This is a genomic window from Oligella sp. HMSC09E12, from assembly GCF_001808505.1.
Taxonomy (GTDB): Bacteria; Pseudomonadota; Gammaproteobacteria; order Burkholderiales; family Burkholderiaceae_B; genus Oligella; species Oligella urethralis.
The window spans coordinates 17044-33239 of record NZ_KV793598.1; the positions used below are offsets into that span (position 1 = coordinate 17044).

The following is a 16196-nucleotide window of genomic DNA, read 5'->3' on the forward strand; positions in this document are numbered from 1 at the left end:
TTCATTAAGGATGAGGCCTTTTTTGTGGCTACAAGGTAGCAGAAACTACGTCCTAAGGGGATATAACTATGTTTGATAATTTAGATTTGACCAGTCTTGATATTGAGTTAACTGATGAGCAAACCAACGCACTCAAGGAGGCGTTATCTGCAAAAGCGAAAGAGGAGTTTGATAAGCAGGTGGCTGGCTTAAAAACAAAAAACTCCGAATTACTCGGCACGATTAAAGCCACTAAGGGTGAGCTTGAGAGTTTAAAGAATCAGTTTGATGGCTTAGATATTGAGGCGGTTAAGCTGCTGCTGTCTAAAGCGAGCGAAGACGAAGAGACTCGTTTAATTGCCGAGGGCAAAATCGATGAGTTAGTTAATCGTCGCACTGAGCGTTTACGCAGTGATTATGATAAACAGTTGCAAGCAGCAATTAGCCGAGCTGAGCAAGCTGAGCAATTCGCAAATCAGTTTAAAGACAAGGTCTTATCTGATGCGATTCGTGAAGCAGCGGTTAAAGCTGGCGCATTACCTGAAGCGGCAGATGACATTATCTTGCGATCAAGAAGCGTATTTAAATTAAACGAACATGGTGAAGCCGTTGCTTTTGCAAAAGATGGCGAAGTTATCTATAGCAAAGACGGCAAAACTCCATTATCACCGCTTGAATGGGTGGAGTCGTTACGAGAAATCGCACCACACTTGTGGCCAAGGGCGCAAGGCACTGGACCAACAGGCGATAACGGCGGACGAAGCAAGAAACAATTTAGTGAATTAACTGAAGCTGAGCGCATAAAGCTGTATCGGGAAAACCCTGACAATTACCGCCAATTGCGTGACGCTGCAAATTAAAAGGAATGAACATGGCAACAACTCGTTTAACCGATGTAGTAATCCCCGAGGTTTACGCTGATTATCAGGCAGTAAACTCGCCCGAAAAAACCGCTTTATTTGAATCTGGCGTTGTTGTGCGCAATGAAATGCTAGACCAAAAAGCAAACACTGGCGGTCAAGAAATCCAAATCCCGTTCTGGCGTGATCTTGATGCCTCTGTTGAACCTAACGCTTCAAATGATGACCCAGCTGATATGGCTTCTGCTCATAAGCTAGGCACTGGACTTCAAAAGGCACGCATTAGCTATTTAAACCAAGGTTACTCTGCTGCTGATTTAGTCGTTGAGCTAGCGGGCTCCGAGCCAATGCAACGTATCCGCAATCGCTTTGGCACTTATTGGGAGCGTCAATGGCAGCGTCGTATTATTGCGTCTGCTGTAGGCGTACTAGCCGACAATGAGGCGAATGATGATGGCGATATGGTGTTTGATGGCTCAAATGAATTATGGTCACGTAAGGCATTTACATCAGCGGTATTTACCTTAGGTGACGCATTTGGTCAGTTATCAGCTATCGCAGTCCACTCGCTTGTTTATAAGCAGATGATTGACGCTGAAGATATCGACTTTATCCCTGACAGCCAAGGTAATTTAACTATCCCTACATTTATGGGACAGCGAATTATCGTTGATGACTCAATGCCTGCTGTTCAGTCTGAGAGCTCATCACCAATTGTCACTACTGCCATCTTATTTGGCGCTGGTGCTTTTGGCTATGGCGAGGGCAGCCCTTTAGTTCCTGTTGAGCTAGAACGAGACGCGCGCGCAGGCAACGGCGGTGGCGTTGAAACCTTATGGGAGCGTAAGACTTGGATTTTACACCCGTTCGGTTATCAATTCACTGGCGATGATATTTCTAAGCGTGCTAACACAAATGGCCGTTCAGGCGCTGATACGGGCGTTGACGAGCTATCACCGTTGCTTGCAGACTTACGTAAAGCCACCAACTGGAAGCGTGTCGTAGACCGTAAAAACGTTCCAATTGCTTTCTTAAAAATCAAAGGGGCGTAAACACACCACGGGGCTTTTTGCCCCGTTTTTTTGGAGCTAAAGTAATGAGTGATATTAAATATGGCGAGCAACTAACGTTAGCTCAAATTAACCGTATCCGTAAAGCGCAACAAAAAGCAGCGGCACAAACAGATGATTACAGCCAATTGAATGTTAAGCAGCTTAAAGATGCGTTAATTGAGCGTGGCGTTGAAATTCCAAGTAATGCCAAGCGTGATGATTTATTGGCTTTGTTAGGAGCTAACTAATGGAAGAGTACGTTAGCGTTGATGATGTAGATGCTGTTTACGATGACGAGTGGTGGCAAGATAAGGCGGTATCTAAAAGCAGAGCAGTATTGATGGCTAACGTATGGATGACGAACCGTAAATTGCCTGATATTGAGCCTATGCCTGAAATATGGAAGCTTGCGGCGCTTGAGTTGATTAAAGATATTGCCATTGGCAACGTATATAAGCAAATCGAGCACGGCGTAACAAGTAAATCAGTTAATGCCGGTGACGTTGCTGTATCAAAGACGTTTAGCCATAACTATAAACAACTATCAGCGAGTGAAAATTTAGCGTTAGAAATGCTTAAGCCGTGGCTTAAATCTACTAGTGTACATTTGCTTAAGAGGATCTGATGAGAGACGAAATTTCTGACGACATCGCTGAAGCGTTTAATGACGATTTGGCAGATGCGGTTAGCGAGTTCACCGGCAGTCGCTTTGAAGCTACAGGCGTGGCAGACCCGATTAGCCAAACGCAACCGGGCGAAACCGTTATTTATTCAGGTCGTGGTGTGTTCGGCAGCTTTGGCATTCATGCGTCAGAAGCCTTAGGCATTTTACGCACAGACGTGAAGCTTACAGCGCTACAAGCAGAAGTGAGCAAAACACCTAAAGTAGATGATGACATCGAGCATAGCGGTATTAAATATCGTGTAATTCATGTAAGCAAAGACCCGGCTAATGTAACGTGGACTATTCAGTTACGGAGAGTGTGATGGGGTGGGATAAAAGCCCAGTTGAGTTTGTGCGAGTTCTCGAAAAGGACTTAGCGGCAACACGTACACGAATTGCAACCGAGGCGTTGCAAGCTGTGATTAGCGGTTCACCTGTGCGTGATGGCGCTTATCGTTCTAATCACCGTGTTACTGTTAATAGTGCTGACTACGGCTTTGATATGACGCTTGGCAAAGGTAGTGCGAGTGAGCCACCTAAGGGTTCGCTTAATGTTAAATCTTATGCGGCCGGCCTAGAAATCATTGCTGGCGAAGCGAATGAGCCTTATGCCAGCATCACGATTCAAAATAACTTACCTTATGCTGAGCGTCTTGAAAATGGACACTCAGCGCAAGCGCCTATCGGTGTTTATGGTCCGGCTTTTGCTGGAATTAGGGCGAAATATAGCAAATCATGACGTACGAACAATTAAGAGCGATTGTTATCGCAAAAATGATGGCGTTTAACGGCATTGCGCAAGACCGCATTGACTATCAAAACCCCGTTGTTCGATTTAAAGCGCCTAGCGATGGCTTGTGGTGTAGGCTGACAATTGAGACTGCTAGCCCTGTTGTTGATGGTTTATGTAAGAGAACAACAAGAATACCAGGGCATATTATTATCCAGTGTTTTGACCAGACGCACAGCCAAGCGCCAACGCTTGCCTTGATTCAATTGGTGGATAAATTAATTGAGCATTTCCAGTTTTGGGAGTCAGACGGGCTAGCTTGCCGAGAAGCTAAGGTGGTGAATGCGAGCGACTCAAAGGGCTACAGCCAGGCGAATGTGTTAATTTACTTTATGACGTGGTGATTATGGATTTTCGCAAATTAAAATTTATTAAAAATGCAACAAACAACTTTGGCCGCTTTAAGGTAGGCGATCGCGCGCAAGCAAGATTTCCTAAAGCTCTGGTAGACGCTTATTTAAAGCACGGCATTTTGGAAGAAGTTGAAGAGCCAATTGCGTTAGATAGGCCAGTTAAGAAATATGTGGGAAAGACAGACGAAGCGAAAGATGATTAGTTTAAGCGTGCGCAATCTTACACGCTCAATTGCTGTTTGTTTATCCAGGGGCAGCAGCATGATCTATCGATTTATTTACTAACCACCTTTCGAGGTGGTTTTTTTCCGCCCGCAACAGGGCTTTTTTATATGAGGTTACAAAATGGGAAAAATCAAATCAACAGGCACTTGTTTGTCGGTATCCGCAAGTCTTCCTGCTACTTACGATGCGGCTGGTTTTGGCGCATTGACATTTACTCAGGTCGGAGAGCTTGAATCAGTAGATGGTCTTGAAATTACACGCAACACAGGCTCATTTACCAACCTATGTAGCGGCAACACCAGCATGATTAAGGGTGCGCGAGCTGGTATTACAGTGTCCGTTGTGTGCGCGCTCGATGAAAATGACGCAGGTCAGCAACTTATGATCGCAAGTGAAGCAGAGGACAACGATAATTACGCGTTTTGCGTGACCCTATCGAATGGTAGTAAAGATTACTTTGTCGGCACAGTGGTTAAGGTTGGCAAGACATTTGGCGGTGATACTGACCCAGTGAAAGCGCCATATGACATTGCTGTCGATGCGCCAGACAGCATGGATAAGCCTATTTTATCCGTTACAGCTTAGGGGGCGAAATGACGTTTATTGTTAAATCATCATCACTCAAAGCAAGACAGCCTGACTTGCAAGAAGAGTGGGTTGAGTACCAAGAGGGTGTAAAGTTCTTAATTCGTGGTATCACTCATCGATTCGTGCAAGTTGGAATACAAGCCAAGCGAGATAGGCAATCACAAGTATTCGGCTTATATAACAGTGGTAATGTGAGCGCATTAAGTCAAGGTAAGACGGAAGCAGAGATCAGTAATGAGGTGCTTGGTGAGCTTATCGTAATTGATTGGCAGGGCGTGAAGCTTGAGAGTGGCGAAGAGCTACCATACTCGGCAAAAGACGCTACGGCGATTTTGTCAAACCCAGACCATCAAGACTTAGCTGTATGGTTGTTAGCTGAATCATTGCGTATCAGCGATGATGCTAAAAATCGTGTACAGGAGCGATTGGGAAAGTCTTAGCCCGCTTTAGGTGGGAGTCAAAAAAAGTAGGAGAAGAGCCTGAGAACGATGCGATTACAAACCACATTATCGAGGTTTTTTTAATCGTTAGTCGTTCTCGGCAATACATTGTCAGCATGAGTGGTGGTGTACCACTGCCGTTGTCAGCAGCAGACGTCACCGCAGTGCTAGACGCTTACCCGTCACCATTGCCGCGCGAGGAGCTAGATATTTACTTATTTGCATTAGATGCTGAAATCTTAGATGGAGACAAGCCTAAGAAGCAAGAAAACGTTGAGTCAATATGGAGCAGTGTGGTCTCAGATATTAACGGCTAGCTTGCCTTAGATAGTTTCAATTGTTACTATTCTTCCATTGAAAAGGAGAGTAAAGCAATGGAAGTGCAGGGTTTAAATGCAAAAATAACTTTAACTGAGAGTGGTGTTCGTGTAGAGGATACAGGCTTTGGTGCGAAAGGAGTAGTTAGTATTTCGCTAGATAAGATTACTAAGGTCAAGTGGGTTTCACCACATGTATTTGCTAGAGGTAATATTCAGTTTTTTTCTGATAATGCTAAAACAAGTTCAGTCATCTTTAAACGATCGCAACAAGGACAAATGGAAGCGATTAAACAGAGCGTACTAGATAAAGCGAACAGCGTAACGATTGAGGACAAATCAACTTCACCCGTTGCCTATGGCGTTGTATTAGCAATTATGGTAGCGGTGATAGCTTTTTTTGGCGTATCGATGTTTACAAGCAGTGACGATACGTTTACCGACATGGATGCGCATGCGCTTTGTGACAATGCGATTAAATCAGCATCAATTAATCGTGATTTAGTAAAAATACCATTTAAAGAGGCACAAGAAACTGACCGTGTGTATGGTTTTTTGTGGCGCAGAGAAGATGGGCTGAAAATGCCTAATGCTTTTGGCGTACAGATGGACACCGTAGTGATTTGCCGAGTTAATAAACAGACGCAACGAGTAGAACACTTAGAGATAAATGGCGAGGTGCTATCACCAAGATAGACCACGCAAAGAAGTAATTGGCCGCCTTTCGGGGCGGCTTTTTTTATGGGCGAAACAAATGGCGCAAGAATCACGTTTATCGATTGTTATTGATAGTCGCACTGCTGAGCAACAAGCGAAAGATTTAAAAGTAGTATTAGACCGATTAAAAGAAGCAGGTGTTGATGCGTCAGTAAGTGTTAGTAGTGTTGGAGATAGCGCGAAGAAAACTGGCGACCAGATGCGCAAAGCATCTAATTCAGTTGCTCAAATGGCGACAGCTTTAGCTGGCGTTGTTTCAGTTGCTAAGCTTTGGGGTCAAATACAGAACTCTGCTTTTGCAGCTGGGCGTTATGAACAAATTGGCTTGATTATGAATGTAGTCGGCAGAAATGCGGGCTACTCAGAAGAGCGTTTAGCGGCACTTCAAAAACAGTTAGAAGCTACGGGCATCTCGATGACACAGTCACGCCAAGTCATCACGCGCATGATTCAAGCGCAAATGGACTTAAGTAAAGCAACTGAGTTAGCTCGATTGGCGCAAGACGCTGCGACCATTGGTGATATTTCATCTTCTGAAGCTTTAGAGAGATTGATCCACGGCGTCCAGACATCGCAAACCGAAATCTTGCGCGGCATTGGTATTACAGTTAACTTTGAGCAGGCATACAGAAACTTTGCAGCAACTTTAGGTGTAACAGCCTCAGAGCTTAGCGAGCAAGAAAAAATGCAAGCTCGTGTTAATGCCGTTATGGAGCAAGGCGAGTCGATAGCTGGCGCATATGAAGAGTCCATGAAAAACGCTAATAAGCAAATGGGGTCAATGGCTCGATATGCTGATAACTTAGCTGTAAAAATGGGTGAAGCATACCAACCGATTTACTCAAAAACAATTGAGGCGCTAACGGTAGGGCTGAAAGTAGCAAATAACAACGCTAGGGAGTTTTCCATTATCTTAGCTGGCGTAACTACCAGTTTAGCAGTAGCAACAACAGGTGTGCTTGCTTTAAAGACAGGCGTATTCGCTTTAAAAACTGGTGTATTGGCTCTTAACTTAGCGTTAAATGCTATGAGAGCGCACCCAGTGATTATGGGCTTAAGCGTACTGTCAGGCGTGGCTATGGCTGTTGGTGTATCTTTTTCTAGTATGAAAGATGATACTAACAACGCAAAGGTTTCTTTAGATGACTTGTCGCGCTCAGTCGATAGTGCCGTAGAGAAGTTTAAAGAGCTTGGCGAATACTCAAGACAACATCATTTAGATGAACTATCAAGACAGCTTCAAGAGGAAACTGAAAAAATCAGATTGGCGTGGGTTGATTTAAGCAATGCAATAAGTCCTGATGTAAGCATCTTTTCACGAGGTACTGTACTCAAGGAGATGAGAGCTGAGCTTATCGAGATAGCTAGAGATACAAGCTTAACAGCTGAGCAGATGGAGCAATCTATTAAGCAGCTGATTGAATCTTGGGTTGAAAGCGGTAGAGTGACCCGCGAACAAACCAGTTCATACACTCAATTTATTGCTAGTCTGATTGATGCAAAAAGTAAAGCATTTGAGACAGAAAAAAGCCTTAGAGATTTAAAAAATACGCACGAAGATCTAAAAACACAGGCTAAAGAAACTAGCGAAGCATTAAGTAGGCTAGTTACACCAGCAGGTATGTCTAAGTGGGATGAATATTTAGCTAAATTAGAATCAGCTCGTGACACTATCGGCATGAATGCTAGACAGCTTGGTGAGTATCAAGCAAGACAAGAGGGTGCTAACCATGTCCAAGAGAAGATGGCAGGCATTGTCTCAGCAGAAGCCGAAGAATTTAGAAATTTACAAGACGCGATACGCGATAAAGACGCTCAAGCCAGAGAAGCTGCTTTAGATAATATTCGGAATTTAGATATTGAACGTCAAAAAGTAGCGTTATTAGCTCAGCAAATGGCATCAGTAATGGCCGCGGCTAGGGCGTTCGCTCAGGGTAATGTATCTGCTGATGTTCAAGCGGGAGTATACGCAAGCATTAATGAGGGCTTTGCTAAACACGCTGAATCTTTAGGCGTTTCTGAGGGCACTCAAAAGATCATCGACAACATTATAAATAACACTAAGCCTAAAAGTTCAGGGGGCGGCAGAAGCGGTGGCGGAGGTGGTGGCGGCAGAGGCAAAGGCGGTGGTGGTGCTAGATCGGACGCTGGCGCAGATTACATTCGTAGCTTAAACGAGCGCATTGCGCTACTCGGCAAAGAAACGGAGCACGAGCAGTTGCTCGCTAAGATTTCAGTCGGCTCTATGCAATTCCGCACCGAAGCGCAAAAACAACTAGCACTAGAAACTGCGAAGCAGTATGACCAGACAAAACAGCAGATTGAGCTAGAAGAAACGTTACGAGACTTGCGCGAGCAACAAACAATCACGCAAATGCAGTTCATGCGCGAGCTTGAAGCCTACGGCCAGGGCAATAACATGCGCGAGCTGATTGGTGACTTAGCACGCGTTGAGGATCGCTACCGAAACATTATCGATGCGCGCCGTAACTCACCGTTAGGGCTGTCCGATGAAGAGCTTGAGCTAATCAGAGAATCGCTAGATACTGAGCTTGAAATGGTCAGACAGCACCACGAAGCAAAGCGAGAGCTAGAAGCCAACTGGAAGCTAGGGGCGCTTGAAGGATTACGTAATTATGCTGATGAAGTTGAAAACGTCTACAAATCAGTAAGCGATGTAGTCGGTAATGCGTTTAAAGGCATGGAAGATGCGCTGGTTGATTTTGTGATGACGGGTAAAGCTGACTTTAAATCACTTGCAGATTCAATCATTAAAGATATGATGCGCATCGCTATTCAGCAATCTATTATGGGTCCGCTAGCGAATATGTTTAGCGGCATGTTTGCTGATGGTGGGTTTGTTTCTGGGTTTGCAGGAGGCGGTTACACAGGCCATGGGGGCAAATACGAACCTGCAGGGATCGTACATAAAGGTGAGTATGTGTTCAGCAAAGAAGCTACCAAGCGAATTGGTGTTGACCGCTTAGAGCGCTTACATCGTGGTTACGCAAGCGGCGGATATGTTGGTACGTTGCCGCAACCGGCTAGTGGTTCAGGCGGCGTTCAAGTGAACATCGTAAACAACTCGAAAACGCCGGTATCTGCTCAGTCGAACGCACGATTTGACGGCAAACAGATGATTATCGACGTGGTATTGGATGATTTGAATAGAAATGGGCAGATTTCACAGACGCTTAAACATTTACAGACGGCTTAAGGATTATATTTATGAATAAATGGAAATTGATACACTTAGCTCCACTTAATAAACCAATTCTTGTTTATCGAGCAGATGGGACGCAACAAGTAGAGACATTAACGCAAGAAGAGGGCGATATTGTTAAAAACAAGACATCAAGAGCGTTGTTATGGATGGAGTTGCCAGCATCACCCAATGTTGATTGCAGTTGTTTTTCTGACAAAATCAGATCTGGAAAGATGCTAACAACTAATTTAAAAGCAATGAGTTCTACAATTAGTAAACTGCATGGTATTGATTGTTTTCATACTTAATGTTGGGGCAAATTGAAGCGACAACACTTGCAGCAAGTTCCTCGCATTTGATATTCATATGAGAGTGGACAAACTCCTCAACAATTGATGCCACTATTAAAGGATAGGGTAAATCAATGATTTTGTTAATATCGATAAACACGAAGTCATCTATCGTCACATGAAAAGTGTTACCTTTTGTCTCGCAAATTAGATGAGCACGGATTAAATCAAAGTTAAAGGGGGTCGTTGAAAGAGCAATTTTAATGACCTTTCTTAGATTCGTTCTTTCGCCAATTAAATTCACAGCTTCTACATAAGCTTGGGAAATCTCTACCATAGATTGGGGAATTTCTTGGTTGATGGTTAACGCGAAAAAAGGCTTGTATAGAGGGTTAACGTTTTTTTCAAAATCATCGATTGTTAAATACATTTGAGAGCTCACAAGTAATCATGTTGCTAACGATGATACAACTTTGGCTATAAAAAGGGATTTCTAAGTATTGGAACCATGAAAACATTACCTGACTACGTAAAAATCTTACGTGAAAATTATACAGACGGCGTGGATTGGAATATCCGTCAATCGACAATGGATAACGGCTTACGAAAGCAGCGTCCGGGACGCTCCAAGGCGCTTCGAGTGCGCTCAGCTAAGTTATTCATCAACGGCAAGGATAATAAACGGAGCTTTGAAAATTGGCTAGACAACCTCGGTGGAGGTACGGAGTTTTTTAACTACAACGACCCGATCAATGGTTTATGTAAGTGCCGCTTTGTAAACACGAGTTGGGAGTTTGAGCTAACCGGACTTGATGCATGGGTTGCTGATTGTGAAATGGAGAGTGTAGGGCTATGACGACAGATAATTTAAATCGCAACGTCACGGCGTTAAATGCTGACGAGCCGATAATCAACTTGCTTGAGATTTACCACCCGCAGATGCCAACGCGAATTTATGTGTGTGATGACTCAGTGGATTTAGTCGCATTTGGCAAGACGTGGCAAGCGTGTCCGTTTGAGCTGAGCTTGCCTGACGATGTAGATAGACAGGTGGCTGTCGGCAACTTATCAGTACACAACATTGGCTCACATGAGTTTGCGGATGAAAATGGTAAGTTACGCACGTTTAGCCAATGGCTAGATGCGGTTCACGGAGGACGTGACGTTAAAGTTCGCATCATCCAGACGCTAAGAAGCGATCCGCATATTGAGTCAGAAATGCTATTCGATCTGAGCAACTTAAGTGTTAATAACGAAAAAGTGACAGGCCAATTGCTTTTTAATCAAGTCGCTAAAGACAATCACGCAGTAGCATACTTTTTCACACCTGAGCGCTCACCGGGGCTTTTCTAATGTGGTATGAGAAGTATTTAGATATGCCATACGTGCCGGTTGATGGGGATTGTATGGCGCTTGCAGAACTGGTCGCTAAAGAACATTTAGGCGTTGACGTTAATGCACCACCGCATGAAGTAGGGCTACGAGCGCAAGCACGGCAAATCGCACACTACAAAGATAGTCTGGCAGAGAGGACAGACACACCAAAGGACGGCTACCCCGTCCTTTTTTCATGCCGTAATCGTTTTTTCCATATCGGTGTTTATGTGTATTTGAATTATGAGCCTTGGATTTTGCACAGCGATGAGCGACTAGGCAAGGTCGTTATTACACCGCTTAGGCAGATGTCGATTCAAGGTTATGAGTTAGAAGGCTTTTACAAATGGATTTGAAACCAACATTAATTAGCAATCCGCACCCCTTGTTAGGTGATGGTCGTGAGTACCATTACGCCAGTTTTTTAGATGGCGAAACATTGTCGGCATATTGTGTGCGCAATAAAGTAGATGTGCCTAAAGCCAATATTGCCTTATTCGTTGGTGGTGAGCGCATCTTGTCAGACTGGGCGAGTTACGTACCTAAGCACGGCGATGTTATTACACTTAGAAGCGTTGCTCAAGGCTCAGGCGGACGCAAGGTGTTTAGTATTGTTGCGATGATTGCGCTTGCTGTTGCGGCTCCTTATGCAGCTGGCGCTATGGGTTTGACAGCCGGCACGACAGGCTTCAAAATTGCTACCGGCTTAATCATGGTAGGCGGCTCGTTACTGATTAGCGCAGTCCTGCCACCAATTAAGCCGGCGCAAATGGGAGCGAAAGAAAAAGAGCAAAGCCCGACTTACGGCATTAGTGCAGGGCGCAATCAGATGAGCCCTTACAGTCCAATGACGGTGGTTTTTGGTAAGCATAAATTAGTGCCGTATTTAGCATCTAAACCATACACAACGTTCGTTGGGGACGATCAATATCTGAGTCAGGCATTTCATTTAGGCGTTCAGCCCGGCATTGATATTAGTCAAATCAAGATTGGCGAAACAATCATCGGAAATTACCGTGAGGTTGAGATTCAGCGAAGCTTAGCTGATGGCGGCTTGACGCTTGTGTCCGGAAACGTGGATACGATTGAGGGATTTGAGTTTACGCAGCCTGATGGCTGGACTTTGCGCACATCGCCAGCAGACACTGAATTTATTGATGTCGATTTAACCGCGAATCTTTACAACATTGCTAATGATGGTAAAGAGCGTGACGAAGAAGTCACAGTAGAAGCGCAGTACCGAAAACAGGGCACAACGCAATGGCTACCGCTTGGCGGTTCGTACAGCACGAAAGCTACTCACTATTGGTCTTTGGGTTACTACACAAAAGAATACGGTGGCGGTCGTAATCATGAGCGGGAGCGTACTGTATGGAATCAAGTGCGCTACGGAACAACCGACCCTGACGAGCACACAAACGGCAAGACTGAGCAGGTTTTAATATCAACGCGTCGAAACGTATTTACTGGCGCAATTCAGCAAGAATACAAAACATTCATGTGGCGCTGGGTGCGAATACCCCGATCGTGGCAAGGCGTTGCTCCTAATCCAGTTATTCACACGAGTGGTACTGGCGTTCAACTGTTAAAAGGTAGTAGTCCTCAAAAGCCAGCGCGAGCAACAATGAGCGTTAATGTCCCTCGTGGCACATATGATATTCGCGTGCGTAAAGTAACAGCTGATATCAATACGAGTCGTCGTAGCAATAAAACCGCTGTCGCTCAGATTCGCTTTACTCAAGCAGATGATGCTGACTACTCCGGGCAAGACCGTTTAGCAGTGCGCATCAAAGCGACAAGCCAGCTGCACGGTGCGATTGATGAACTATCTGTTATCGCAAGCGCTAAGTGTCTAATCTGGAAAAATGGCACCTGGGTAGAGGAGGAGACCTCTAATCCGGCATGGTGGTATTTACACTGGGCTTTAGGTCGCTTTGACAATAACGGCCACCGAGTATATGGCGAGGGCTTGCCGTTGTCACGTATTGATGTGGACGGCATCCGCGCGTGGGCTGCGTTTTGTGACGCTAAGAATCTAACGTTCAACTGGGTGTTAGATCGCAAAATGTCGATCGAAGATGTTTATTACACCATTGCTAGGGCGGGAAGAGCAGGTGTGACGTGGCAGACAGGTAAGCGCGGTGTTGTGTTTGATAGTGCGAATATTCCAACCACCACCATGATTACTCCAGCGAATATTATTGCTGGCAGTTATGAATACACGTACATCAATACGAAAGTGGCCGATGAAATCATCATCAACTTTTTTAATAAAGACCGTGATTATGCAAAAGATGTGGTCCGTCAAAAAGTGCCGGGCGCTGACGATGTAAACAACCCGATTACGCTCGATTTAGAAGGTTGCACCGATGTCAGCATGGCAGGTCGTGAAGCCAATCTACTAGCTGCCTCACAGCACTACCACCGCAAGCAGCACCGCTGGGATATGGATATTGAGGGTATGCTAGCGGTTCGTGGTGATGTGGTTGAGATGACGCATGACTTGAATAGCTGGGGGCAAAGCGGCCGCCTAATGGGAGCGAGTGGAAAGACGATCGTTTTAGACGGCTATGTAAAAGGCGTGTCAGGCGGTTGGCTTTCATTGCGCTCGCCTAGTAATAAGATTGCGTATTTACGTGCGAATGGCAGTGGTGATACGGACAGTTTGACTGTCACAAGCAATTGGCCGGCAGGATTTGAACCACCGACTGACGAAACGGCGCACGATTATTTGTGGCAGTACGATCCAGTCAAAACGCCGGGTAAAAAGCTGCATATTAAGAGCGTGCAACCAAAGAGTGATTCGGTCTTTACCTTTGAAGCGATTGAGTACGTGCCGGAATATTACGCGGCGGAAAGTGGCAATTTTCATCATTTGGAAAAGCTAGATAGTCAGTACGGTTATAGCCCAATCTCCGTCATGGATATCATTGTTACTGAAAAGGACGCTGATGAAGCAACCGACAGCGCAACTGTAGTTATTACGTGGCTGTTGAGCGAATCCGCTATTTCGAATGTGTCGATTAGTGCTAACGGAGTAGCGCATAGCCAATTTAATAGCGTGTATGGCAACCAAGTATCTATTATTGCTAAAACTGGCGACGATTTATTGATTGAGGTCACGCCATTTAAAGCTGGGCGCGCGTCAGAATCCATGACGTATAACCACGTGGTGGCTGGCACTAATGAGCTAATCCCTACTCCTACTGGCTTAGTGGTGATTGGGGGTTTTAATAAAACGTCAGTCCGTATCAAATGGGATCGCGTACTTAATGCAACTGGCTATGAGGTGCAAGTTGAGTCGGGGTCAGCAGTGAGAAGAAACGTTAAGATTGGCGATACGCTAACTTACACGTACTCTCACGCTGATATGCTGCAAGATGGCGGTTTGACCAGAACGCTCACGTTTAAAGTGCGCGCGTTAGGCAAAGGCGAGAGCAAGTCAGGCTGGGTGGAAGTAACTGCTACGAATCCCCAAATTGGACCCCTGCAGGGTATCGAGGTTTTCGAGAATGTAAAATCGCTCATGTTCACGTGCAAAAAGCCCGATGATGAAGATTTTTCAGGTTTTTTATACTGGATTAGCGACAATGTAAATTTTGTTCCGACCGTTGCTAATGCGCACTTTGATGGTACATTTAATCAGTACTTTTTTGAGAAAATTAACGGCTTACCGCTTGAGAATAAAGACTATTACATTTGGGCGGCTGGGTACGATACGTTCGGCAAAGATAATCTCAACATCAGCCCGTCTTATAAGGCGAAGCCGCTTTTATTAAAGCTCGACCCGCAGTCAATCACAGAAGAGATGATTGCTGACGGTGCGTTTACGATTACGAAGTTTGCTGACAATATTAAGCCGCCGGTTGTTGTCACGACAATGCCGACGACAGGGAAAGAAAACGACCAAGTCATCCTTGCAAGCACTGGGAAACTTTATCGTTATGTTGGCGGCGTATGGAAGCCTGTAATCCAAGAAGTGGGCGATATCGACAGCTTGCCTGCTGATAAGATTGACGGCACCTTGGGATTAAATCAGGTTCCCGCTATCCCGACGACGAAGCTGACTGGACAGATGCAAGCTAATCAAATTGCTGCGAACGCAGTGGGGGCTAACCACATCGCTGCAAATGCTATCGATGCAGGGCACGTTAAGGCTCGATCTTTAACGGGCGATAAGCTTGTAGCTAACAGTGTGACAGCAAACGAATTGGCGGCAAACAGCGTTACTGTCGGCAAAATCGCAGCAGGCGCAGTGGGCGCTGACCAGATTTCTGCTGGTGCGATTACAGCTAGTAAGTTGACTGTGACTGATTTCACTAACTTAGTTCTTAATGGACAGTTTTTGGAAAGTGACCATGGATGGACTAACGTATTAATAACTTCTAGCACACACATACCTTCAGGCTTTGAGGGTAGATTTCAAAAAAGAGACGCCTATTATGGAAACCATTTCCCCGTAGTGTCTGGAGAAGTATTCCGAGTGTCAGCAGATATTTGGAGATTTAATACACCAATAGCTTCTTGTAGTGTAGGTCTTCAAATAACAATGAGTGATAAAACATGGAGATGGATTAAAGGGTTTACTGTAACTGCTCCGGGCTCTTGGAATCCTGAGGCACATACAGGGTTAGTCACAATTCCTGCGAACGCAGTATCTGCACGATTTTGGGTCCAATACAACATCCCAGGAAGTGACCACCAGACATCTAACTTCTGGAGAGGTGCGAACTTTCAACTTAATCGTGCCATGACCGGACAACTCATCGTCGATGGCTCAATCAAAACCCAACACATGACGGCTAACTCCATTGCTGGCGACAGAATCGCTGCAAACACACTGAATGGTGACCGTGTGGTTGCAAATACGCTTCACGGCAACAGGATTCAAGCAAATACAATCACAGCAGACAGACTTGCTGCTAACACGATCACAGCCACATCCGGCAAGATTGCTAATGCAGCTATAACAAACGCCATGATTGCTAATGGAGCAATTACTGATGCTAAAATCGCTAATGCAGCGATTACTAGTGCGAAGATTGCTAATGCTGCCATATCGAGTGCGAAGATTGGTGATTTACAGGTTGATAGGATTAAGATTGCTAATGGTGCGGTGTCAACATTAGCTGTTTTGAATGTAACTAGGACAAATAATCAATCATGGAGTATTACCTTTCCTCCTGGTAATTACCTATTTGAATACACCTTTTCAACAGGAAGATACAACTACTCATATTACGAGTTTTATCTTGGAGGCAAATTCATGGGCCCATTTGACGTAGACAACCTATATATTAGAGGAACATATTCAGCCACATTCAACTCAAACTTTGTTGTGG

General features: G+C 44.9%; 19 protein-coding genes. 18 read left to right on the top strand and 1 reads right to left on the bottom strand.

Annotation, left to right across the window (positions count from 1 at the left end; translation table 11 throughout):
* Positions 1-68: 68 nt before the first annotated feature.
* From HMPREF3179_RS08615 to HMPREF3179_RS12135, 14 genes are all read left to right on the top strand, one after another.
* Positions 69-839 (top strand): hypothetical protein, encoded by a 771-nt coding sequence (locus HMPREF3179_RS08615; protein ID WP_070470708.1) that lies wholly within the window; start codon positions 69-71, stop codon positions 837-839.
* An 11-nt stretch (positions 840-850) separates the two neighbouring features.
* Positions 851-1891, top strand: a complete 1041-nt coding sequence (locus HMPREF3179_RS08620; RefSeq protein ID WP_070470711.1) for a hypothetical protein — start codon at positions 851-853, stop codon at positions 1889-1891.
* A 44-nt stretch (positions 1892-1935) separates the two neighbouring features.
* Positions 1936-2139 (top strand): hypothetical protein, encoded by a 204-nt coding sequence (locus tag HMPREF3179_RS08625; RefSeq protein WP_070470712.1) that lies wholly within the window; start codon positions 1936-1938, stop codon positions 2137-2139.
* Entirely contained in the window at positions 2139-2516 is a 378-nt protein-coding gene (locus HMPREF3179_RS08630) for a hypothetical protein (RefSeq protein WP_070470714.1), read from the top strand. Before HMPREF3179_RS08625 ends, HMPREF3179_RS08630 begins: the two co-directional genes overlap by 1 nt.
* Positions 2516-2878, top strand: coding sequence for a hypothetical protein (locus HMPREF3179_RS08635; RefSeq protein ID WP_070470715.1), 363 nt, complete (start codon positions 2516-2518; stop codon positions 2876-2878). The genes HMPREF3179_RS08630 and HMPREF3179_RS08635 overlap by 1 nt, the downstream gene beginning before the upstream one ends.
* Positions 2878-3294 (top strand): hypothetical protein, encoded by a 417-nt coding sequence (locus tag HMPREF3179_RS08640; RefSeq protein WP_070470717.1) that lies wholly within the window; start codon positions 2878-2880, stop codon positions 3292-3294. Before HMPREF3179_RS08635 ends, HMPREF3179_RS08640 begins: the two co-directional genes overlap by 1 nt.
* Positions 3291-3689, top strand: a complete 399-nt coding sequence (locus HMPREF3179_RS08645) for a hypothetical protein (RefSeq protein ID WP_070470718.1) — start codon at positions 3291-3293, stop codon at positions 3687-3689. The genes HMPREF3179_RS08640 and HMPREF3179_RS08645 overlap by 4 nt, the downstream gene beginning before the upstream one ends.
* A 2-nt stretch (positions 3690-3691) precedes the next feature.
* A complete protein-coding gene (locus HMPREF3179_RS08650) occupies positions 3692-3901 on the top strand; it encodes a hypothetical protein (RefSeq protein ID WP_070470720.1) in 210 nt (69 codons plus the stop codon).
* A 142-nt stretch (positions 3902-4043) separates the two neighbouring features.
* Positions 4044-4508: a hypothetical protein gene (locus tag HMPREF3179_RS08655; RefSeq protein WP_070470722.1), complete on the top strand. Its 465-nt coding sequence runs from the start codon at positions 4044-4046 to the stop codon at positions 4506-4508.
* Positions 4509-4516: 8 nt separating this feature from the next.
* On the top strand, positions 4517-4951 hold the full coding sequence (locus HMPREF3179_RS08660; RefSeq protein WP_070470724.1) for a hypothetical protein: 435 nt from the start codon (positions 4517-4519) through the stop codon (positions 4949-4951).
* A 116-nt stretch (positions 4952-5067) separates the two neighbouring features.
* The gene (locus HMPREF3179_RS12410; RefSeq protein WP_210398764.1) at positions 5068-5268 is read left to right on the top strand and encodes a hypothetical protein; all 201 of its coding nucleotides are present in this window, start codon (positions 5068-5070) and stop codon (positions 5266-5268) included.
* A gap of 57 nt (positions 5269-5325) precedes the next feature.
* Positions 5326-5964, top strand: a complete 639-nt coding sequence (locus HMPREF3179_RS08670; RefSeq protein WP_070470729.1) for a hypothetical protein — start codon at positions 5326-5328, stop codon at positions 5962-5964.
* 58 nt (positions 5965-6022) lie between these two features.
* A complete protein-coding gene (locus HMPREF3179_RS08675; protein ID WP_070470731.1) occupies positions 6023-9202 on the top strand; it encodes a phage tail tape measure protein in 3180 nt (1059 codons plus the stop codon).
* A gap of 11 nt (positions 9203-9213) precedes the next feature.
* Positions 9214-9498 (top strand): hypothetical protein, encoded by a 285-nt coding sequence (locus HMPREF3179_RS12135; RefSeq protein ID WP_141743461.1) that lies wholly within the window; start codon positions 9214-9216, stop codon positions 9496-9498.
* Here HMPREF3179_RS12135 and HMPREF3179_RS08680 read toward each other — a convergent pair.
* The gene (locus HMPREF3179_RS08680) at positions 9461-9910 is read right to left on the bottom strand and encodes a hypothetical protein (protein ID WP_070470734.1); all 450 of its coding nucleotides are present in this window, start codon (positions 9908-9910) and stop codon (positions 9461-9463) included. The two genes, HMPREF3179_RS12135 and HMPREF3179_RS08680, sit on opposite strands and share 38 nt — an antisense overlap.
* A 78-nt stretch (positions 9911-9988) precedes the next feature.
* On the opposite strand from HMPREF3179_RS08680, the gene HMPREF3179_RS08685 reads away from it, so the two are divergent.
* The 4 genes from HMPREF3179_RS08685 to HMPREF3179_RS08700 all read left to right on the top strand — a co-directional run.
* Positions 9989-10336, top strand: coding sequence for a hypothetical protein (locus tag HMPREF3179_RS08685; RefSeq protein WP_070470736.1), 348 nt, complete (start codon positions 9989-9991; stop codon positions 10334-10336).
* Positions 10333-10833 (top strand): DUF1833 family protein, encoded by a 501-nt coding sequence (locus HMPREF3179_RS08690; RefSeq protein WP_070470739.1) that lies wholly within the window; start codon positions 10333-10335, stop codon positions 10831-10833. Before HMPREF3179_RS08685 ends, HMPREF3179_RS08690 begins: the two co-directional genes overlap by 4 nt.
* On the top strand, positions 10833-11210 hold the full coding sequence (locus HMPREF3179_RS08695) for a hypothetical protein (RefSeq protein WP_070470741.1): 378 nt from the start codon (positions 10833-10835) through the stop codon (positions 11208-11210). Before HMPREF3179_RS08690 ends, HMPREF3179_RS08695 begins: the two co-directional genes overlap by 1 nt.
* A partial coding sequence (locus tag HMPREF3179_RS08700; RefSeq protein ID WP_070470743.1) for a host specificity factor TipJ family phage tail protein occupies positions 11201-16196 on the top strand: 4996 nt, incomplete at its 3' end. The genes HMPREF3179_RS08695 and HMPREF3179_RS08700, both read left to right, overlap by 10 nt.